Annotated in this window: 17 protein-coding genes; 1 reads left to right on the forward strand and 16 read right to left on the reverse strand. The window is 54.4% G+C overall.

The genetic code is table 11. The features are described 5' to 3' along the window. Positions 1–126 precede the first annotated feature (126 nt). The 7 genes from ACZ5FK_RS07650 to ACZ5FK_RS07680 form a co-directional block, all read right to left on the reverse strand. Positions 127–1311 (reverse strand): NupC/NupG family nucleoside CNT transporter, encoded by a 1185-nt coding sequence (locus ACZ5FK_RS07650; protein ID WP_464807301.1) that lies wholly within the window; start codon positions 1309–1311, stop codon positions 127–129. Between the two features lie 226 nt (positions 1312–1537). Then, a complete protein-coding gene (rho, locus tag ACZ5FK_RS07655) occupies positions 1538–2818 on the reverse strand; it encodes a transcription termination factor Rho (protein ID WP_464807302.1) in 1281 nt (426 codons plus the stop codon). Between the two features lie 130 nt (positions 2819–2948). Further along, positions 2949–3908 carry a class II fructose-bisphosphatase gene (gene glpX / locus ACZ5FK_RS07660; protein WP_464807303.1) on the reverse strand — a complete coding sequence of 320 codons (960 nt, stop codon included), beginning with the start codon at positions 3906–3908 and terminating at the stop codon, positions 2949–2951. A 185-nt stretch (positions 3909–4093) separates the two neighbouring features. Beyond that, positions 4094–5371, reverse strand: coding sequence for a UDP-N-acetylglucosamine 1-carboxyvinyltransferase (locus ACZ5FK_RS07665; RefSeq protein ID WP_464807304.1), 1278 nt, complete (start codon positions 5369–5371; stop codon positions 4094–4096). Between the two features lie 19 nt (positions 5372–5390). Further along, positions 5391–6038, reverse strand: coding sequence for a fructose-6-phosphate aldolase (gene fsa, locus ACZ5FK_RS07670; protein ID WP_464807305.1), 648 nt, complete (start codon positions 6036–6038; stop codon positions 5391–5393). Positions 6039–6101: 63 nt separating this feature from the next. Beyond that, entirely contained in the window at positions 6102–6959 is an 858-nt protein-coding gene (locus ACZ5FK_RS07675; protein ID WP_464807306.1) for a class II fructose-bisphosphate aldolase, read from the reverse strand. A gap of 198 nt (positions 6960–7157) precedes the next feature. Continuing rightward, positions 7158–7523, reverse strand: a complete 366-nt coding sequence (locus ACZ5FK_RS07680; protein ID WP_464807307.1) for a response regulator — start codon at positions 7521–7523, stop codon at positions 7158–7160. A gap of 154 nt (positions 7524–7677) precedes the next feature. Between ACZ5FK_RS07680 and ACZ5FK_RS07685 the strand changes: the two genes are divergently transcribed. Next, positions 7678–8196 carry a DUF2529 family protein gene (locus tag ACZ5FK_RS07685; RefSeq protein ID WP_464807308.1) on the forward strand — a complete coding sequence of 173 codons (519 nt, stop codon included), beginning with the start codon at positions 7678–7680 and terminating at the stop codon, positions 8194–8196. Positions 8197–8905: 709 nt separating this feature from the next. On the opposite strand, the gene rpoE is transcribed toward ACZ5FK_RS07685, so the two are convergent. From rpoE to ACZ5FK_RS07730, 9 genes are all read right to left on the reverse strand, one after another. Further along, a complete protein-coding gene (gene rpoE, locus ACZ5FK_RS07690) occupies positions 8906–9490 on the reverse strand; it encodes a DNA-directed RNA polymerase subunit delta (RefSeq protein ID WP_464807309.1) in 585 nt (194 codons plus the stop codon). 66 nt (positions 9491–9556) lie between these two features. After that, a complete protein-coding gene (locus ACZ5FK_RS07695; RefSeq protein WP_464807310.1) occupies positions 9557–9721 on the reverse strand; it encodes a hypothetical protein in 165 nt (54 codons plus the stop codon). Positions 9722–9941: 220 nt separating this feature from the next. Then, positions 9942–13199 (reverse strand): fused isobutyryl-CoA mutase/GTPase IcmF, encoded by a 3258-nt coding sequence (gene icmF, locus ACZ5FK_RS07700; protein WP_464807311.1) that lies wholly within the window; start codon positions 13197–13199, stop codon positions 9942–9944. A gap of 21 nt (positions 13200–13220) precedes the next feature. Then, the gene (locus tag ACZ5FK_RS07705) at positions 13221–13847 is read right to left on the reverse strand and encodes a TetR/AcrR family transcriptional regulator (protein WP_464807312.1); all 627 of its coding nucleotides are present in this window, start codon (positions 13845–13847) and stop codon (positions 13221–13223) included. 14 nt (positions 13848–13861) lie between these two features. Further along, on the reverse strand, positions 13862–15001 hold the full coding sequence (locus tag ACZ5FK_RS07710) for an acyl-CoA dehydrogenase (RefSeq protein ID WP_464807313.1): 1140 nt from the start codon (positions 14999–15001) through the stop codon (positions 13862–13864). Between the two features lie 274 nt (positions 15002–15275). Further along, positions 15276–16412, reverse strand: a complete 1137-nt coding sequence (locus tag ACZ5FK_RS07715) for an acyl-CoA dehydrogenase (protein WP_464807314.1) — start codon at positions 16410–16412, stop codon at positions 15276–15278. A gap of 15 nt (positions 16413–16427) precedes the next feature. Next, the gene (locus ACZ5FK_RS07720; protein WP_464807315.1) at positions 16428–17279 is read right to left on the reverse strand and encodes a 3-hydroxybutyryl-CoA dehydrogenase; all 852 of its coding nucleotides are present in this window, start codon (positions 17277–17279) and stop codon (positions 16428–16430) included. A gap of 78 nt (positions 17280–17357) precedes the next feature. Beyond that, positions 17358–18551: an acetyl-CoA C-acetyltransferase gene (locus tag ACZ5FK_RS07725; RefSeq protein WP_464807316.1), complete on the reverse strand. Its 1194-nt coding sequence runs from the start codon at positions 18549–18551 to the stop codon at positions 17358–17360. A gap of 191 nt (positions 18552–18742) precedes the next feature. Then, on the reverse strand, positions 18743–20893 hold the full coding sequence (locus tag ACZ5FK_RS07730; RefSeq protein ID WP_464807317.1) for a (Fe-S)-binding protein: 2151 nt from the start codon (positions 20891–20893) through the stop codon (positions 18743–18745). Between the last annotated feature and the right edge of the window lie 375 nt (positions 20894–21268).

The raw sequence follows: 21268 nt of genomic DNA on the forward strand, positions 1-21268 counted from the left end.
ATAGGGACAAGACTGATGCCTTACACGGCCCGTGTTTGCCAGCCGTATATGCAGCAGGTGGTTATAACAACCACACTAGTAGAGTATATCAAATCCCTCTGCTGTGCGCAAGCCTTTTGTTTCCGTTCAGCGCAGCATGATTCCCGTCACTGCCGCTGTCAGCAGGCTGACAAGCGTCGCGCCATACAGCAGCTTCACGCCGAATTTCGCCACCATATTCCCTTTTTCTTCATTCAGCCCTTTCACCGCACCAGAAATGATGCCGATCGATGAGAAGTTCGCGAATGAGACGAGGAATACGGAGATGATGCCGACGGAGCGGCTGGACAATGACGAAGCGATGTCGCCAAGACTGATCATCGCGACGAATTCATTCGTCAATAACTTCGTCGCCATGATGGTGCCCGCCTGTACGATATCCGCTGCCGGAATGCCGACAAGGAACGCGAACGGCGCGAACACATAGCCGAGCACGACCTGGAAGCTGATTCCGAAGGCCGCCTCGAAGATATGGTTGACCATCGCGATCAGCGCCACGAAACCGATCAGCATCGCACCGACGATGATGGCGACTTTGAAGCCGTCCATAATATATTCTCCAAGCATTTCAAAGAACGACTGCTTCTCCTCTTCCGGGCTCGTAATTACGTCTTCCTCATCATCCACCTCATACGGATTGATAATATTTGCGATGATGAATCCGCCGAGCAGATTCAGGACAAGCGCCGTGACGACGTATTTCGGCTCGATCATCGTCATATAAGCGCCGAGAATCGAAGCGGAAACGGTGGACATTGCCGACGTGCAGAGCGTATAGAGACGATGTTTCGGTATGTGCGGCAGCTGTTTCTTGATTGAAATGAACACTTCCGACTGACCGAACACTGCGGAGGCGACGGCATTGAACGACTCCAGTTTCCCGAGCCCGTTCACTTTACTCAAAGCAAGGCCAAGGTAGTGGATGATGAACGGCAAAATCCGCAAATATTGCAGAATTCCGATCAGAACAGAAACGAACACGATCGGCAGCAGGACGTTCATGAAGAACGGGCTCGCCCCTTCGTTCGCCATCCCGCCGAATACGAAATCGACACCTTCCGCTGCATAGGAAAGCAGATGCTCGAACAAGCCCGAGATGCCTTTGATGATGGCGAGGCCAAATCCCGTATTCAGCAGGACGAACGCCGCAATCAGCTGCAGGACGATCATCGTGAAGATCGGTTTCAGCTTGATGCCTTTCCGCTCGTTGCTGACAATATAGGCTAAAAAGAAAATGATGATGAGAGCTGCAATAAACAGGATGAACTTCACAGCTGCGGACCCCTCTCTCGTTGTAAATATTCGTCCTTATGACAATCTTTCCGTCATAGACGATATTCGTGAAATTGCTATTCGAAAATAACATTCACGGACACTCTTCGGATTATAACAGTCCCGCTTATCAGTGTCTCTTTATAGGGCGCCACTTATAACAACAAATTTATGAACAGCTTCCTAGCCAAAAAAGACCAGGCCGCCATCAGCCTGGTCTTTCCGTTTATAAGAGGCCTTTGCCGCCTCTTGCTTTCATTTCATCATTCAGCTTGTCGAAGAATTCTTCGTTCGACTTCGTCTGACGCAGTTTTTTCAGGAAACGCTCCGCGAAATCAGGCGCATCGGAAAATGTTTTCCGGATCGCCCATAGCTTTTCAAGCTGGCCTTCTGGAAGGAGCAATTCCTCTTTCCGCGTGCCGGAGCGGCGGATGTCGAGCGCAGGGAAGATCCGGCGTTCCGCGAGGCTGCGGTCCAGGTGAAGCTCCATGTTGCCCGTCCCCTTAAATTCCTCGTAGATGACTTCGTCCATCCGGGATCCGGTGTCGATCAAAGCTGTCGCGAGGATTGTGAGACTGCCGCCTTCTTCGAGATTACGAGCCGCCCCGAAGAACCGTTTCGGCCGGTGGAACGCAGCGGGGTCGATCCCTCCAGAAAGCGTGCGTCCGCTCGGCGGGATGACAAGGTTGTAGGCGCGCGCGAGACGCGTGATAGAGTCCATGAGGATGACGACATCGCGCTTATGTTCGACAAGACGCATCGCGCGTTCGAGGACGAGCTCCGCAACTTTTACGTGGTTATCCGGCGTCTCGTCGAATGTCGAGCTCACGACATCAGCTTTGACGGAACGTTCGATGTCGGTCACTTCTTCCGGACGTTCATCGATCAATAGTACGATCAGTTCCGCTTCCGGATGATTTGTCGTGATAGCATTCGCAATCTCCTTCAGCAGCATCGTCTTCCCCGCTTTTGGCGGTGCGACGATCAGACCGCGCTGGCCGAAGCCGACGGGCGACACGAGATCCATGATGCGTGTGGATAATTTGTTCGGCGTCGTTTCGAGTTTGATATGGCGGTCCGGGTAGAGCGGCGTGAGTGCCGGGAAATGGACGCGTTCACGGGCGACTTCCGGGTTTTCGCCGTTCACCGCTTCGACTTGCAAGAGTCCGTAGTAGCGCTCGTTCTCTTTCGGCGGACGGACTTTCCCGGTGACGCGGTCGCCGTTTCGGAGGTCGAATCTGCGGATCTGCGATGCGGAAATATAGATGTCTTCCGAACTTGGAGAATAATTGATAGGGCGGAGGAAGCCGTAGCCTTCCGACTGGATGATCTCAAGGACGCCTTCCATGAAGAAGAAGCCTTCCTGTTCAGCTCTTGTTTTTAGAATCGCAAAAATGAGCTCTTTTTTAGTTAATTTACCATAATAGGTAATCTTATATTGCCGCGCGAGTGCATAAAGCTCTTTCAGCGTCATGCTTTCAAGCTCGGCGATTGTCAGTACTGTCATCAGTTAGGCACCACTCTTTTTAAATTGATAAGTTTGTGAGGTGAAAATGAAACGGGCAGGCACATTTTCGTTCAATGAAGTTTCGCCCGGCGCTAAGCCGGGCGTAGAGGTTGAGGTATTTCCACGTTCATCAGAGTACAAGCTTCGGTTTCTTCTTCAGGCTGTGTCGCCCTTCGACGAAACGGATCGTGCCTGACTTGGAGCGCATGACGAGCGAATGCGTTTCGCTGTAGCCGCCGTTGATGCGGACGCCGCGAAGAAGTTCGCCGTCCGTGACGCCGGTTGCCGCAAAGATTGCGTCATCGCCTTTCACAAGGTCTTCCATGCGGAGCACTTTCGTGATATCGATGCCCATCTTGTTGCAGCGTTCCTTCTCTTCGTCGTTTGACGGGATGAGACGGCCTTGGATCTCGCCGCCCAGGCATTTCAATCCGACTGCCGCGATGACGCCTTCCGGTGCGCCGCCGCTGCCGAACAGGATGTCGACGCCTGTATCAGGGAATGCGGTATTGATCGCAGCCGCGACGTCGCCGTCATTGATGAGCTTGATGCGCGCGCCGGCTGCCCGGATCTCTTCGATGATCTTCGAGTGGCGTTCGCGGTTCAAAACTGTCGCGACGACATCCTCGATATCTTTGTTCTTCGCTTTAGCGACAGCCCGCAAGTTATCAGTCACGGACGCGTCGATGTCGATCATGCCGACCGCTTCAGGACCGACTGCGATCTTGTCCATGTACATGTCGGGTGCGTGAAGAAGATTGCCGCGGTCCGCGATAGCGATGACCGCCAGCGCATTCCAGCCGCCTGAAGCGACGATGTTCGTGCCTTCCAGCGGGTCGACAGCAACGTCAACGGCCGGTCCATGGCCTGTCCCAAGCTCCTCGCCGATATACAGCATCGGTGCTTCGTCCATTTCTCCTTCTCCGATCACAACGACGCCCTGCATCGGAATCGTGTCGAACACAGTGCGCATCGCTGTCGTTGCGGCATCATCCGCTTCGTTTTTCAAACCGCGCCCCATCCAGCGTGAAGCCGAAACGGCCGCCGCCTCTGTTACACGTACCAATTCCATTGATAAACTGCGTTCCATCGTTTAGTTCCTCCCGGTGTACGGTTAAAGCTCCGTAGCGTAGTCAATATGAGCAAACAACCGCCATGCACTCGGCACGGCGATGCTCTCCCGCGGGCCGTCTCTTCTGCGAGAATCCCGTGGGAAGGAATATGCTTCGTATTGCGTCCAATATAGTATAACACATCTAAAAGATCAGGCCGCCTCTACTCTTTGACGGCCGCTTTTTCAGGTATCGTCTCTTTGCGTATGTCAGCACCGATCCCGCGCAGCTTATCGATCAGATGGCTGTAGCCGCGTTCGATATGCTGGATCTCCTGGACTTCGGTCTGCCCTTCCGCCATCAATCCTGCGATGACAAGGGCGGCGCCGGCGCGGAGATCGCTCGCCCGCACAGCGGCCCCCTGCAGATCTGCAGGTCCCGACAGGATGATCGACTGCCCTTCCACTTTGCAGTCTGCGTTCATCCTGCGGAGTTCATCGATCTGTTTGAAACGGGCCGGATAGATCGTGTCCGTGATGACCGATGTGCCTGCCGATTTCGCAAGCAGCACGGAGAACGGCTGCTGGAGATCCGTCGGGAATCCGGGATAGACAAGCGTCTTCACATCGACGGCTTGCAGGTCTTCCGCCTTCGGAATGAAGATCTTCTCCTCCTCTTCCACTACCGTGACGCCCATCTCGCGAAGCTTCGCGGTCAGCGCCTCGACGTGGAACGGAATGACGTTATCGATCGTGACCCCGTTGCCGGCAGCAGCCGCCATGATCATGAACGTGCCCGCTTCGATGCGGTCCGGGATGATCGTATGCCTTGTGCCGTGCAGCTCCTCGACGCCTTCGATCCGGATGACATTCGTCCCTGCCCCTTTTATGTTCGCACCCATATTTGAAAGCAAGGTGGCGACGTCGATGATCTCCGGCTCTTTCGCAGCGTTCTCGATCGTCGTCTTGCCTTTTGCAAGGACTGCAGCGAGCATGATATTGATCGTCGCGCCGACGCTCACGACGTCGAGATAGATCTTCGCGCCGCGCAGTTCATCCGCACGCAGATAGATCGCCCCATGTTCGTTCGTCACTTTTGCGCCAAGCGCTTCAAAGCCTTTGATATGCTGGTCGATCGGCCGCGGCCCAAGATGGCAGCCGCCGGGCAGTCCGATTGCGGCATGCTTGAACCTGCCAAGCATCGCACCCATCATGTAGTAGGAAGCGCGCAGCTTTTTGACATTCCCGTTAGGAAGCGGCATGGCGACTACCTCTGAAGGATCGATCACCATTTTCCCTTCATTGAAATCAACAGACGCCCCAATGTCGCGAAGAAGATCGCCAAGCGTGAAAACGTCCGAGATTTCCGGCAGCCCTTCGATTGTTACAGGAGAAGACGCGAGGATGGAGGCCGGTATCAAGGCGACTGTGCTATTTTTAGCCCCGCTCACTTTGATCGTTCCGTGAAGAGGCGTTCCACCATTTATTTTATAAACGTCCATGTCAATCCCCTTTGATGTTTCACTTATTTTCCCGGGACTCCCAGTCTTTCAGGAATTGCTCGATCCCTTTATCCGTCAGCGGATGGTGGAACAACTGCTTCAAGACTTTGAACGGCGTCGTCGCGATATGTGCGCCCGCAAGCGCCGCGTCCGTGATGTGCTGCGGTCCGCGGATGGAAGCCGCGATGATTTCCGTGTCCATGTCATGGATAGTGAAGATGTCGGCGATCGTACTGATCAGCTCGATGCCTTCCTGGCCGATGTCATCGAGCCTGCCGAGGAACGGGGAGACGTATGTAGCGCCTGCACGTGCGGCAAGAAGTGCTTGATTTGCACTGAAGATGAGGGTCACGTTCGTTTTGATGCCTTCGCTTGCGAAGACGGAACAAGCCTTAAGCCCTTCCGGCGTCATCGGAAGCTTCACTGTGATGTTCGGGGCGATTTTCGCAAGTTCGCGCCCTTCCTTGATCATGCCTTCCGCGTCAAGCGCGATGACTTCCGCGCTGACAGAACCCGGAACGAGCGCCGTGATTTCGCGCAGGCGGTCATGAAATGATACGTTCTCTTTTGCTACGAGCGACGGGTTTGTCGTCACCCCGGATAGAATGCCCCAGCTATGGGCTTCTTTAATCTCTTCAAAGTTCGCTGTGTCAATGAAAAACTTCATAGTTGCAATTCCTCCTTATGATAGAGGGAGGCCAGCCTCTTGGCGCCTCCCTTTTTGTGCTGCTTACGCTTTTTGCGAGCTTCCGAATTCGCGCATTTTCCCGATGACCGTCTGCTTGATCGCTTCGCGCATAGGGCCGAGATACTTCCGCGGATCGTAGACATCCGAATCATTGCTGAGGATCTCGCGGACGGCTTTCGTGCCCTCGATCTGGTTCTCCGTGTTGACATTGATCTTCGCAGTGCCGAGAGAGATGGCGCGCTTGATGTCTTTTACCGGGATGCCGGTGCCGCCGTGAAGGACGAGCGGCAAGTCGGATTGGCTCGAGATCTCTTCCATTTCCTTGAATCCGAGGTTCGGCTCCCCTTTATACGGACCGTGGACAGAGCCGAGCGCAGGCGCGAGGCAGTCGATGCCTGTCTCAACGACAAGCTGCTTGCATTCCGCCGGGTCTGCATAGATGACGCCACTCGCTACGACATCGTCTTCCTGGCCGCCGACAACGCCGAGCTCCGCCTCGACTGATACGCCTTTCGGATGCGCATAGTCGACGACTTGCTTCGTCGTTGTAATATTCTCTTCAAGCGGTTTCGACGAAGCGTCAATCATGACGGAAGTGAAGCCCGCATCGATCGCTTCTTTACATTTCTCGAAGCTTGAACCGTGGTCGAGATGAATGGCTACAGGAACCGTGATCTTATAATCTTCAAGCAGGCCTTCCACCATATTGACGACCGTCTTGAATCCGCCCATATAGCGGGCCGCGCCTTCGGATACGCCCAGGATGACCGGCGATTTCTCCTCTTCTGCAGCCTGCAGGATCGCCTGCGTGTACTCGAGGTTATTTAAATTGAATTGACCGATTGCATAGCCTTCCTGTTTCCCTTTGATCATCATTTCTTTCATCGAAACGAGTGGCATGGAACTTCCTCCTCTAAGGTAATGGAACTTTGGCATTGCTGTTTCCTTATGTGATTTACCTCATTAATCATACCAAAAACATGCACTGTTTACTACTGTCCCAATTTAGAGGCGGAAGGATATGCAACCGGCCCATTCCTTTTTTATAAAAGTGGTCTCCCGGCAGTCAAGTAAGCGTTTTCACTTTGAATCAAACCCCTATTCGTCCGATGAAAGAAGCGAAATGACCGCATCGCGCACTTCATATATATTGAATGGTTTCGTGAAATAACGGACCGCTCCGATATCCAGAGCATTTTCCGTCAATTCGATCTCCCCATATGCCGTCATCATGATGACTGGAATGTCCGGCCACTGCTCTTTGATGCGCCTTAGCACCTCAATGCCGTCCATTCCCGGCATCTTCATATCAAGCAGGACGCAGTGCGGCATTCTCTCCTCCAGCAACTGCATCGCTTCCATTCCGTTCCCCGCAAGCCTCGTTTCGAGCCCTTCCCGTTTGAACACCTCGTCGAGCAGCATGCGGATTCCTGTCTGATCATCGACTATCAGCAAATTTTTCACCCAGACGTCCCCCTTTGTAGACATTTGTTTATCCCCATTCATATATTTGACAAACAGTGCAGAAATTCCTGCATGTCTTGACAACTATCTTGTAAGCTTTTATCCTTTCGATACTGACTGCATAGGAACTATAATGGACGAAGAGGTGGTACAGATGAAAATATTGACGACACAACTCGGCGGATTATTGCAGCGGATGGCTTCCGGCAATGAAGAAGCGGTGGAAGAGACGGCTCGGCTCCTCGCCCAGGCGACAGTCGGCGAAGGCCGCGTCCTCTTTGCAGCATTTGGTGAAATGGATGCGCTGACAAGCAGCGCTTTACATGGCGCTGAACCGTTTAAAGGCGCTGTCCGGTATGAACCAGGCATGACGATCGGATCTGCGGACCGCGTCTGGATTTTGGCGCGCAGCGCAGCGGACGAAGAAGTACTGGCGCTTGCCCGGACACTCGCAGAGCAATTCGTGCCATTCGCCGCCCTGGCCGGCGAAAAAGACGAAGATGGCAATGAACTCGCGGAGCTTGCCTATACATACGTATCGACCGGCGTGGTGCGAGGATTGCTTCCAGGCCCAGGCATCGAACGGATCGTCCAGCCGCATGCCTTCGCCGCTCTGTTTCTCTACGAAGCGGTGAAACTCGAGTACGATGACATGGTGTTGGATGAAGATTGACTTGCGGAAAGCGCGCCTGGCGGACAGGCGCGTTTTTTTGCGTGGGTGTTACACATGGCGGGCGGGGCGGTTGCTTCGTTCGAGGGGTGGATTGCTTGCTTAGCAGGAGAGATTGCTCACTTCGAGGGAGTACTTGCTTACTTTGCAAGCAGCATTGCTTAGTTTGCGATGACTGTTGCTTACATTTTGAGTGTTATTGCTTATTTTGCGCGGTGGAATGCTCCGCGGTGGCCGTTGCTAACTGGCACAAGATACATTGCTAATCCCACGAGAGGCATTGCATCTCAGGAAACCGGCAAACTTCATTGCTTACTTTGCGAGGCCTATTGCATACTTTGCGCCCAGCGTTGCTTACTTTGCAAGGTGCAATGCTCACTTTGCGCTGACTGTTGCTTACTTCGCATGCAGTATTGCTTCTTAAGCCGGATGTGTTGCTTACTTCGCGAAAGGCACTGCTCCTTAGACGAGCGGCAATTGATATTGCTTACTTGCCGAGGAATGTTGCTTACTTCGCAGCAGTCGTTGCGTACTTTTGAGCCGTATTGCTTCATAAGCCGTATGCATTGCCCGCTTTTCGGTGCGGATTGCTCATTCATCGGTGCTCATTGCTCACTTCGCGCGGGCCGCTGCTTCCTTCGGTTGCTGACATCCGCCCAACAAAAAAATCCCCGCCTGGCAGAATCATCTGCCAGGCGGGGATGTGAGGCGTTTACAGGTCGTCGTCTTCTTCGACGAGCTCGTCCTCTTCTTCGTCTTCGTCCAGTTCGTCGTCTTCGATTTCGAGTTCGTCGTCCGGAATGATTTCGAGTTCGTCGTCTCCGTCGATCAGGTCTTCTTCGATTTCGATGACTTCTTCTTCGTCCTCATCTTCATCGAGATCTTCTTCCTCATCGTCGTCGTCGAGTTCATCAAACTCTTCATCGAACAATTCTTCCTCGTCCTCTTCCTCGACGTCCTCGTCTTCCTCTTCATCGTCTTCGTACGTCTTCTTCTTTTTCTTCTTGCGCACTTTGACGACAGGCGCTGTTTCTTCTTCGATCTGGTCTACCGGGTACCATTCGCGGAGTCCCCAGCGGTTATCGATCGCCAGGAAACGTCCGTCGATGTTCATATCCGTATAAAATTGAAGGAGTCTTTCCTGCATAGCGGCTTTATCCAAGCCCGTGAGCTCGCTGATTTCATCCATCAGCTGCTGAAGGCTGAGCGGCTCGTGCCGCTTTGTCAGAATGGCGAAGGCGAGATCGATCAACGATTCTTCGGCAAGCTCCTCTTTTGACATTTCTAGTAGGTTCAATTGATGCACGTCCTTTCCCTGAACATAGGCATACTCCTCATTATATACAAAGCTGTCCCTATTATGCTACCATCTTTTCCTCTTCTTTAACCGTTTGAATTCATCCAGGCTGACGAGCGCGAGGTAGAAGGCGGCGAGCAGGAAGGGAACCGCCCCGAAACCTGCATCATACATGAAATAGATCATGACGATGATTGCTGTGACAATCAGGATATGCTGATACGGTTTCATGGGTGCGGCCCCCTTTCAATTGATTCCATTATACGGTCTTTCCTTTATGATTGAAAATAAAAACTTCATTGCATCTCTATCGTCTATACCCTTCCGCGATGTCAAGTAAGCTGGCGGCCTGCATCTTCCACCACTATATCGCAGGGCAGAAGTGGATATGCGGACATTCGCAAAAAGGCGGCAGAATGCATTACCGCTTCTGCCGCCCCTGTTGCCGTTCTTACATATTCCGTCTATATTGTCCGCCGACTTCGTAAAGTGCTCCGGTAATCTGGCCGAGACTCGCGTATTTGACGGTTTCCATCAGTTCCGCAAAGATATTGCCGCCGGAGACTGCGACTTGCTGTAGCTTCCGCAATGCCTCCTGCGATTTGTCTTCGTGGCGCGATTGGAACGCGCGCAAGTTCTTGATTTGCGTATCCTTTTCCTCTTTCGTCGCCCGCGCGATTTCCATGTTGTCAATTTCCTCTTCGGACGGCGGGTTTGGATTGAGGTACGTGTTGACGCCGATGATCGGCAGTTCGCCGGAGTGCTTCAGATGCTCGTAATGCATTGATTCCTCCTGGATTTTGCCGCGCTGGTACTGCGTCTCCATCGAGCCGAGCACGCCGCCGCGGTCGTTGAGCCGGTCGAATTCAGTCAACACTGCTTCTTCGACGAGATCCGTCAGTTCTTCCACAATGAAAGACCCTTGCAGCGGATTCTCGTTTTTCGCGAGGCCGTACTCCTTCGTGATAATCATCTGGATCGCCATCGCGCGCCGCACCGATTCCTCGGTCGGCGTCGTGATCGCTTCGTCGTAAGCGTTCGTGTGAAGCGAGTTGCAGTTGTCCTGCAGCGCCATCAATGCCTGAAGCGTCGTCCGGATATCGTTGAAGTCGATTTCCTGCGCGTGCAGGGAACGGCCCGACGTCTGGACGTGGTACTTCAGCTTCTGGCTCCGCTCGTTCGCGCCGTATTTCTCGCGCATGGCGACGGCCCAGATGCGTCTCGCCACGCGGCCGATCACCGTATACTCCGGATCGAGGCCGTTCGAGAAGAAGAACGACAGGTTCGGCGCGAAGTCATCGATGTTCATGCCCCGGCTGAGGTAATATTCGACGTACGTGAAGCCGTTCGCGAGAGTGAACGCGAGCTGGGAGATCGGGTTTGCCCCTGCCTCCGCGATATGGTAGCCGGAGATCGAGACGGAGTAGTAATTCCGCACCTTATGGTCGATGAAGTACTGCTGGATGTCGCCCATCATGCGGAGCGCAAATTCCGTCGAGAAGATGCATGTGTTCTGCCCCTGGTCCTCTTTCAGGATATCGGCCTGGACTGTCCCGCGCACGACGCCGAGCGTCATTTCGCGGATTTCCGCGAATTCCTCGACCGACAGCATGCGTCCGAGCTCCTCTTCCTTCTTCTTCACCTGCTGGTCAATCGCCGTGTTCATGAACATCGCGAGAATGATCGGCGCAGGTCCATTGATCGTCATCGACACGGAAGTCGACGGCGCGCACAGGTCGAAGCCTGCGTACAGTTTCTTCATGTCCTCAAGCGTACAGATGCTGACGCCCGATTCGCCGACTTTTCCGTAGATGTCCGGACGTTCGTCAGGATCTTCGCCGTACAATGTCACCGAGTCGAACGCTGTCGACAAGCGCTTCGCATCATCGTCTTTCGACAAGTAGTGGAAGCGGCGGTTCGTCCGTTCCGGCGTCCCTTCGCCTGCGAATTGGCGCTTCGGATCTTCCCCTTCGCGCTTAAACGGGAAAACGCCAGCCGTATACGGGAATGAACCCGGCACGTTCTCGCGGTAGACCCAGCGGAGGATTTCGCCGTAATCCTTGAATTTCGGCAGGACGACCTTCGGGATTTTCGTGCCCGACAGGCTCGTCGTCGTCAGCATTGTCCGGATTTCCTTGTCACGGATTTTCGTAACGAATTCATCGCCCGCATACGCTTCCTTGAGCGCCTGCCAGTTCGTCAGGATCCGCTTCGATTCCGCCGTAAGTTCGTCGTGCACGCCTTCCGCAAGGTTCTCCAGCGACGATATGAGTGCATCGTCCGGCGAAGATTCCTTCACCGCTTCAATCGCACCTTCCAGCTGGAACAGCCGCCGCGCAAAGTCCGCCTGCTGCTCGGTCTTCTTGTGATAGTCACGCACTGTGCCCGCGATCTCGCGCAAATAATGTGTGCGGTCGTTCGGGATGATGACGTTCTGCTTCTGCGTCTTGACGAAATCCGTATAGGACGTCTCCCAGTCGAGGCCGCATTTTTCGTTCAATTTTGCGACAAGCGCCGCGAAAAGGGAATTCGTCCCTTTGTCGTTGAACTGGCTTGCAATCGTGCCATACACAGGCATGGAGCGGATATCCTCTTCGAAGCGCATATGGCTGCGCTGATACTGCTTCTGCACTTGCGCAAGTGCATCTTCCGAGCCTTTGCGTTCGAATTTATTGATGACGATCAAATCCGCAAAGTCGATCATGTCGATCTTCTCAAGCTGCGTCGGCGCACCGAATTCGCTCGTCATCACATACATCGAGACATCGGAGATTTCCGTGATTTCGGCATCTCCCTGCCCGATTCCGCTCGTCTCGACGATGATCAAGTCAAAGCCCGCCGCTTTCGTCACGTCTAGCACGTCTTTGATCGCGCCTGACAATTCGCTGCGCGAGCCGCGCGTAGCCAGGCTCCGCATGAAGACACGCTTATTGAAGATGGCGTTCATCCGGATCCGGTCGCCGAGCAAGGCGCCTCCCGTCTTCTGCTTCGTCGGGTCGATGGACAGGATGGCGACGTTCTTATCCGGCAATTCGCGCAAGAACCGGCGGATCAGCTCATCCGTCAGGGAACTTTTCCCTGCGCCGCCTGTACCTGTGATTCCAAGGACCGGCGTGCCCTTCGACATCTCACGCGCTTTTGCGATCAGCGCCTTCGCCTCTCTGTTGTCCTGGTCGTACATCTCTTCCGCGTAGGTGATCAGGTTCGCGAGCACTTCTGGATTTTCCGTGCCGACCTTCTCCAGCAATGCCATCTCATCCGATTTCTCGGTCGCGAAATCACATTCCTCCAGCATCCGGTTGATCATCCCCTGAAGGCCCATCTTCCGTCCGTCTTCCGGAGAAAAGATCCAGGCGATGCCGTAGTCATGCAGTTCCTTGATCTCCTTCGGCAGGATGACGCCGCCCCCGCCGCCATAGATGCGGATATGCGGAGCGCCTTTTTCCTGAAGCAGGTCATGCATGTATTTGAAGTATTCGACGTGGCCGCCTTGATACGAGGAAATTGCGATGCCTTGCACGTCTTCCTGGATCGCCGCGTTGACGACCTCCTCGACGGAGCGGTTATGCCCGAGATGGATGACTTCCGCGCCGCTCGACTGCAAAATGCGCCGCATAATGTTAATGGATGCGTCATGTCCGTCGAACAGGCTCGATGCCGTCACGAAACGGATATGATGCTTCGGTTTGTATACTTCTACTGTTGCCATTCGTGATCCTCCCCCTCTGATTTACGAACGTGATGAAATGCCGCCCAGCAGCTGGGCCGTCTGGATTTCAATGAATTCCTCGAGCGTGAAGCGTTTGGCGAGCGCCCATCTGCGGAACGCCCACATCTGCCCTTGAATGACGATATGATGGGCAGCGAGGATGATTTCATCTTCCGAAAGACGCAGCTCCCCCGATTTCACGCAGGACCTGAGCAGCTCCTCGAACAGCCCGATCATTTCGAGCTCTTTATTGAGCACATACTGAAGCGCGTCTTTCGGCAATGACTTCGATTCCTGGTACATGACGACAAACTCGTCGGACATGTCGTCGATGAGATGGAAATAGACGTCGATCGCCGAGCGCAGGCCTTCAAGCGTGCCGACTTCCGCCGGCATCGCATGCAGTCGGCTCTGCACTTCATTGTAAATATTGTCGCAGACGAGGTAGAGGACATCCTCTTTCGTCCGGATGTATTCATACAGCGTGCCGATGCTGAACCCGGCCGCTTTCGCGATTTCACGGGTCGTTGCACGGTGGAAGCCCTTCTCCTTGAAGAGCTTCACCGCGCCGTCAATGATCTGCTCACGCCTTTTTTCAATCAACCCTTCATCTTTGACGGACGATTTCACTACCCGTTTTGATTCCACCGCGATCCCCCCGGTCACTTCGTCAGCATGCGGGAGATGACGAGGCGCTGTATTTCTTGTGTTCCTTCATAGATTTGCGTGATTTTCGCGTCGCGCATATAGCGCTCGACCGGATAATCTTTCGTGTAGCCGTAGCCGCCGTACACCTGCACCGCTTCTGTCGTCACTTTCATCGCCGTGTCGCCCGCCATCAGCTTCGCCATCGCAGACGCTTTGCCGTATGGAAGGTTGTTGGACTCGAGCCAAGCCGCCTGGTACGTGAGAAGGCGGGATGCTTCCGTCGCTGTCGCCATGTCCGCAAGCTTGAAGCCGACGCCCTGGTTCGCCGCAATCGGCTTGCCGAACTGGACACGCTCTTTCGCGTAATCAGTCGCTGCGTCCAGCGCGCCCTGCGCGATGCCGACTGCTTGGGCTGCGATGCCGTTCCGTCCGCCGTCAAGCGTCTTCATTGCGATGATAAACCCTTGGCCCTCTTCGCCAAGCAAGTTCTCTTTCGGCACGCGGCAGTTGTCAAAGATGATTTCCGTCGTAGGAGATGAACGGATGCCGAGTTTCTTCTCTTTCTTGCCGACCGAGAAGCCCGGGAAGTCCTTTTCGACGATGAATGCGCTCGTGCCTTTATGCTTCGATTCCGGATCCGTGACCGCGAAAACGATATAAATATCAGCGATGCCGCCGTTTGTGATGAAGATCTTCGAGCCATTCAAGACGTACTCGTCGCCGTCCAGTTTCGCCGTGGTGCGCATGCCGCCTGCATCCGATCCGGATCCCGGCTCCGTCAGGCCATAAGCACCGATTTTCGAGCCTTCCGCCATCGGACGAAGATATTTCTGCTTCTGCTCCTCGTTGCCGAACTTATAGACCGGCCAGCCCGCAAGCGATGTATGCGCGCTCAGCGTGACACCTGTCGACGCGCAGACACGGGACAGTTCTTCGACCGCGATCACATAAGCAAGATAGTCGCTGCCGATGCCGCCGTATTCTTCCGGCCACGGAATGCCCGTCAGTCCGAGCTCCGCCATCTTCTTGAAGATATCCATATCAAAACGCTCTTCTTCGTCACGCTCCGCTGCAGTCGGCGCCACTTCCTTCACCGCGAAATCGCGCACCATCTTGCGGATCATTTCATGCTCTTCAGATAATGTAAAGTCCATAATGGGTTCCTCCTGGATCTGCACCAGCGCACTTGGCTGGTGGTGGAATGATTGATTATTTAAAGTGAATTGTAAAACCTTGCTCGTAAACCCGTTGCTTTCCGTTCCGGGCGGACGCTTTCTGCGGGCATGGCTTGAGCCTCCTCGTCCGCTACGCTCCCTGCGGGGTCTCAAGACTCATGCTTTTCCCGCTAGAGTCGCCGCCCTCCACTCCAAGCAACTAAGAGTGCCAATTAAATATATTTATATATTTTATAAAGTTCCTAAAAAAACTTCACTTCGTCAAATTCTTGCTAATGACAAGCCGCTGGATTTCACTGGTGCCCTCGTAGATCTGCGTCACTTTCGCATCGCGGAAGTAGCGTTCGACCGGGTAATCCTCGGTGTAGCCGTAGCCGCCGAACACTTGGACCGCTTCAATCGCATTGTCGACTGCAGTCTGTGAAGCGAACAGTTTCGCCATGGAAGCTTCCTTGCCGCATGGTTTGCCTTCCGCGCGGAGCTGGGCCGCCCGGTAGACGAGGAGCCGCGCTGCTTCTGCGGCTGTCGCCATGTCCGCGAGCTTGAAGCCGACGCCTTGGTTCGCGGCGATCGGTTTGCCGAACTGGACGCGCTCTTTCGCATAAGCGGCTGCCGCTTCGAGCGATGCTTCCGCGATGCCGAGCGCCTGGGCGGCGATGCCGATCCGGCCGACGTCGAGGTTCGCCATCGCAATCTTGAAACCTTCCCCGACTTCGCCGAGGATGTTCGCTTGCGGCACTTTCATATCTTCGAATGTCAGCTGGACTGTGCGGGAGCCGTGCAGCCCCATCTTTTCCTCGTCCTTGCCGATGATAAGGCCCGGCGTCCCTTTTTCGACGATGAACGCCGTGACGCCTTTCGTGCCTTGAGCCGGATCAGTCGATGCGAAGACAATATACACATCCGCTTCGCCGCCGTTTGTAATGAACACTTTGGAGCCGTTGATGATGTAGTCGTCGCCTTGTAAGACTGCCCGCGTCTTCAGCGAGCCCGCATCCGATCCCGCCTGCGGTTCGGTCAGGCAGAATGCGCCGAGGTATTCGCCTGACGCCATCTTTGGTATGTAGCGCTGTTTCTGTTCTTCATTGCCGAAATACAGTATCGGGTTCGTGCCGACCGATGTATGGACGGACAGGATGACGCCGACAACGGCACTCACTTTGGACAGCTCATGGATGGCGATGATATAGGAGACGAAGTCCATCCCCGCGCCGCCGTATTCTTCAGGAACGGTGATGCCCATGAGGCCGAGGTCGCCCATCTTCTTTACAATCTCACGCGGAAACTCGCCGGCTTCCATGCGCGGGATGAACGGTTCGATATCGTTTTTCGCGAAGTCCCTCACCATATTACGCATCATCTGTTGTTCTTCGTTGAAATGCAGGTCCATGTATATGGCCTCCTGTCAGGAATATTCATAAAAACCGCGGCCGGATTTCTTGCCGAGCCATCCGGCGTTGACGTATTTGCGGAGCAGCGGGCATGGACGGTATTTCGAGTCGCCGAACCCTTCATAGAGCGTCTCCATGATGTACAGGCATGTGTCGAGCCCGATGAAATCAGCAAGCTGAAGGGGGCCCATCGGATGGTTCATGCCGAGCTTCATCACTTCGTCGATCGCTTCTTTTGTCGCAACGCCTTCATACAGCGTGAACACCGCTTCGTTGATCATCGGCATGAGTACGCGGTTCGCGACGAACCCCGGATAGTCGTTCACTTCGACAGGCGTCTTCTTGAGCGTGCGCGTCATATCCTCGACCGCTTGGTAGACCGCGTCTTCCGTTGCAAGTCCGCGGATGATCTCGACAAGTTTCATGACAGGCACCGGATTCATATAATGCATGCCGATCACTTTGCCCGGACGCTTCGTGACCGCAGCGATTTCCGTGATCGGGAGCGAAGACGTATTTGTCGCGAGGATAGCGTGCTGCGGCACGATTTCGTTAAGCTGCTTGAAGATCGATTTCTTGATGTCCATGTTCTCGACGGCCGCTTCGATGACGATATCGACGTCCGATGCGTCTTTCAGGTCCAGAGATTTCGTGATGCGGCCGAGCACTTCCTGTTTCTCGTCCTCCGTCATCCGGCCCTTTTCCACATTCCGCGCAAGGTTCTTTTCGATGACCTTGATCCCTTTCGCGTACGATTCCTCTTTGATGTCATTCAGTTTGACGTCATAGCCGGCCTGCGCGCATACTTGCGCGATGCCTCCGCCCATCTGTCCTGCTCCGATGACCATTACCTTTTTGATTTCCATCTGACTGCCTCCCATGCTTTTCATATGAATGAATGGCCGCGCCCCAGCGAGCAGGCGCACCATGTTCTGTTTTTCCGGTTACTGCTTCGGCACTTCGATCATGATTGCATCGCCCTGGCCGCCGCCCGAGCAGATCGACGCGATTCCGATTCCGCCGCCTCGGCGCTTCAATTCATACGCAAGTGTCAGAATGATCCGCGCGCCGCTTGCCCCGATCGGATGGCCGAGCGCGACCGCGCCGCCGTTAACGTTCACTTTTTCAGGATCAAGACCCGCGATTTGCGAGCTTGCAAGTGCGACTGCAGCAAACGCTTCGTTGATCTCGAACAGATCGATCTCTTCCAATGTCTTGCCCGTCTTCTTCAGAAGTTCATTGATGACAAGCCCAGGCGTCTGGGGGAAATTCTGCGGCTCGATGGCGACCTCGGCATGGCCAAGGATCGTTGCAAGCACCGATTTCCCTTCCTTCTCTGCCCGCTCTTCATTCATAAGGACGAGAGCCGCGGCCCCGTCATTGACGCCCGGCGCGTTTCCTGCCGTGATCGTGCCTTCCTTGCCGAATGCAGGACGCAGTTTCGCGAGCGATTCGAGTGATGTATCGCGGCGCGGCGCTTCGTCCGTATCGACGCGGACCGGATCGCCTTTGCGCTGCGGGATTTCAACTGCCGTGATTTCTTCAGCGAACAGCCCTTCATCGATCGCCTTCAGTGCGCGTTCATGACTGCGGAGCGACCATTCATCCTGGGTCTCCCGGCTGATTGAAAATTCATCTGCCGTACTGTTTCCGTATGTGCCCATATGGACGCGGTCCGGCGAGAACGAGCAGGAAAGTCCGTCGTAGATCATGCCGTCGACGAGCGCCGCGTCGCCCATTTTGAGTCCAAAACGAACGCCCGGCGCATAATACGGCGCGTTTGACATCGATTCCATGCCGCCCGCAACAATCGTTTCTTCGTCGCCGAGCCGGATGAGCTGGTCGCCGAGCGTGACAGCACGCATGCCGGACGCGCACACTTTGTTGACCGTCTCCGTTTTGACATTCCACGGGATGCCCGCTTTCGTCGCCGCCTGGCGGGAAGGGATCTGCCCCTGTCCTGCCTGAAGCACTGTTCCCATGATCACTTCGTCGACTTCGTCAGGCTGCACGCCTGCGCGGCTGAGCGCTTCCTTGATTGCAATGCCGCCGAGATCGCTCGCCGATTTTGACGCAAGGGCACCGCCGAGTTTCGCAAACGGGGTGCGTGCCCCGTCAAGAATGACTGTCTTTGCCAATTGAACCGCCTCCATATGTTTGATAGCGTTTTCATTTCTGGATAAACCGCTGACTGAACGCTCGCTCGACGAGTGTTCAAAAAAAGAGGGAGCATCTCCACTCCCTCTTCGGTTGCCAGGAAAACTAGCAATGCATCCGCTAGTTCCTATTTTCTTAATTATATCGCTGTTCATTTCTATCTGCAATCATCTTATTGCAAGATTGGTTCTTCTTCCTCGACAATAGCAGGTTCATAATCTTCGCCGAACACGGACCGCTCAAGCAATTCCGCGATATCGTACGTGCCGACTTTGTCTTCGACTTCGACCGCTTTCGTGCCGTCCGAAAGCATCGTCAGGCAGTATGGGCAGCCGGACGAGATGATGCCCGGGCTCACTTCAAGCGCCTGCTCGGTACGCGCAACGTTGATGCGGTGCCCTGCGTCCTCTTCCATCCACATGAGACCTCCACCGGCTCCGCAGCACATCGCGTCGTTGCGGTTCCGCTTCATCTCGACTAGGTTGACGCCTGGAATCGCCTTCAGAATCTCACGCGGCGGATCATAGACATCATTGTAGCGGCCGAGGTAGCACGAATCGTGGAATGTGATCGTTTCGTTGATCGCGTGCTGCGGTTTCAGCTTGCCTTGCTTGACGAGCTGATCGAGAAGTTCCGTATGGTGGAGGACTTCCGCTTTGAAGCCGAAATCCGGATATTCATTCTTGAAAATATTGTATGCGTGCGGGTCGATTGTGACGATCTTCGTGACCCCGTTCTTTTCGAACTCTTCGATATTCGCAGTCGCAAGCTCCTGGAACAGGAATTCGTTCCCGAGACGGCGCGGCGTGTCGCCGGAATTCTTCTCTTTATTGCCAAGGATCGCGAACTTGACGCCCGCTTCGTTCAGCAAATGCGCAAACGCGAGAGCGATCTTCTGTGAACGGTTGTCGAATGCGCCCATTGCGCCGACCCAGAGAAGATACTCGAACTCCTCGCCCGCTTTCTTCGCTTCCTTGACTGTCGGAATATGAAGATCCGGACGCGCATCGCGCCAGTTCTCTTTCTCTTTCCGGTTAAGGCCCCACGGATTCCCTTGGCGCTCGATGTTCGTCATCGCACGCTGTGCATCCGCGTCCATCTTCCCTTCCGTCATGACGAGGTAACGGCGGAGGTCGATGATTTTATCGACGTGTTCGTTCATGACCGGGCACTGGTCTTCACAGTTCCGGCAAGTCGTGCACGCCCATATTTCCTCTTCTGTAATGACATCCCCGATGAGGGACGGGTTGTAAATATCGTCGATGGAAGCGCCTTCCAGACCAGCCGCAAGTGCGATCTGGTTGCCTTTTGTCTGCTTGAACGCAAACGTAGGGACCCATGGCTGCTTCTTCGTCACAAGCGCGCCTGTGTTCGTCAAGTTGTCGCGAAGCTTTGTGATCAAGTCCATTGGCGACAGCATTTTGCCTGTTCCCGTTGCAGGACACATATTCGTACAGCGCCCGCATTCCACGCATGCGTAGAAGTCGATCATCTGCTTCTGCGTGAAATCGGTGATCTTGCCAACGCCGAGCGCCGGCATGTCATCCTCATCCTCCGCTTCCTCAAGCGCTTCGAAATCAAGCGGCGCCAGCTTACCGCGGCGGTCGAAACGCATCATATACGTATTGACCGGCCCCGCGATCAAGTGCGCGTGCTTCGATTGCGGCACATACACGAGGAATGTGAGAAGCGTGATCAAGTGGATCCACCACGCCACAAAGAAGATGGCGGCAGCTGCAGTCGGCGGCAGGAACGCGAAAGCGGTTGCAATTGCAGACGCCATCGGTTCTGTCCAAGTCGTCTCATGCCCCTGCCAAATCATATTCATACCATTCGCAACCAACGTCGACAGCATCAGCGTGCCGATGAAAATGAGCACAAGCCCCGACTTCCAGCCGCGCTTCAAGCGTACCAGCTTCTCGACATAGCGGCGGTGGAACGCCCAGACAACCGCAACGAGAATCATGAAGACGACAATCTCCTGGAAGAACGTGAACGCGCCGTACACCGGACCGAGTGCCAAATGCGACCCCGGCTTCAGCCCTTTCCAGATCAGATCGATCGCGCCGAACTGCACGAGCAAAAACCCGTAGAAGAACATGACGTGGATCGTTCCGCTTTTCTTATCCTTTAATAACTTCTTTTGGCCAAACACATTGACCCAAATCGCCCGCAGCCGCTCACTCACCCGGCTGTCAAACTCCTCTTTCCGGCCGAGCTTGATATACTCGACGCGCGAACGGATCAAGTATGTGAACAGCGCCAGGCCATATGCCACAACCGCCAGGAACAACACCCAGTTTGCAATGAGTAATGGTGACATCAATGCCCTCTCCTTCCCTGTAATCGAATAAACGTTATGAATAGTGTAGTAGAAAATAATACTTCTGTCGATTCCCTGTTTCTAGTGTAATAATGAATGAGCATTCAGTCAACGTTTATTTTCTGCTAGTCAGGGAAGTTCGACTTCTTCGCCTGACGAAATGTGCGCGGGATAGTTTCCGATCCTCCGCCAACTCCCGCCGCACGAAGTGCCTTTGGCAAACTATCACCGGCGTTTTGCCGGGCATTGCTTACTTTTGAGCAGCGCTTGCTTACTTTCGGCGGGCCGTTGCTTCCTATTTTGCTTGATTGCTTAGATCATGGTCTCGATTGCTTCTTATCGGCGGCCAGTTGCTTCGAAACGCCGGATTGTTGC

Source organism: Sporosarcina sp. GTC18466 (assembly GCF_055389225.1).